The 790-nt window shown below is 36.3% G+C and carries 1 protein-coding gene; it reads left to right on the top strand.

Annotated elements, in window-relative coordinates:
* On the top strand, positions 1-384 hold a 384-nt coding region (locus BAZO_RS00010), incomplete at its 5' end, for a hypothetical protein (RefSeq protein WP_003329153.1).
* Positions 385-790: the final 406 nt, after the last annotated feature.

Raw genomic sequence — 790 nt, 5'->3', positions numbered from 1 at the left:
TCAGCACTTACAAATGAAGATAAAAATCAAACCGTAGACAAACAGTCTACCAAAGAACCTTCTAATAAAACCACAATAGAAGATAAATCAGACAAATCATTAGAAGGGGTAGAAAAGGTAGATGATTCTCTTTCTAATCTACCAACGGAGGTAGAAAAGGAAAACGATGGTTTCCACGTAAATGTTTATTATAACGCCAACCTTCGTATCCCTGAGTTTACATTAGAACTTTGGTCTTTAGAAGATAAGTTGTTAAGTTCTGTAAAAGCTAACGCATCGAACTATAACAATGATCGAGACCGTTATGAGCTAGTGTTAAACTACAATGGCTATAAAGAAGGTGACCAGTTAGCAGTTTTTGTTCGTAGGCAGGTATCATCCTAAGCTAATAATATTTTTATTACATACTATAGCTGGAAATGGTATTTTTATTTGGGAATTGGAATCTAAATTTATAGCAAACCCTTGATATTACTGGGGTTATGATTCCCTAATGATTTTAATAATAGGGAGGGTGGTGTTGACTGGCGTCAAACCACCCATAAAGGCTAAGCCTCTAATAAGGGGGGTGGGAATATTTCCCATAGACCCCTTCTTAGAGGCTTATCCTCTTAATAGGCTTAAATCAATAGGGAAGGGTACCATGAACAGGGAATAATCAATAAGTTAGCATTCAAGGACTTACCATTAAGGATAACGATTAGGATATATACCCGTTACATGATGATATATCACGCCAAACGGAAAATTTTTTGGCGAGTGGACAGAAATCAGCAGGAATAAGGCTTTT

This window comes from Schinkia azotoformans LMG 9581 (assembly GCF_000307855.1).
GTDB classification, from domain to species: Bacteria; Bacillota; Bacilli; order Bacillales; family Bacillaceae_J; genus Schinkia; species Schinkia azotoformans.
Note: the sequence above shows the minus strand (reverse complement) of the source record. Positions and strands in the feature narration are given on the sequence as shown.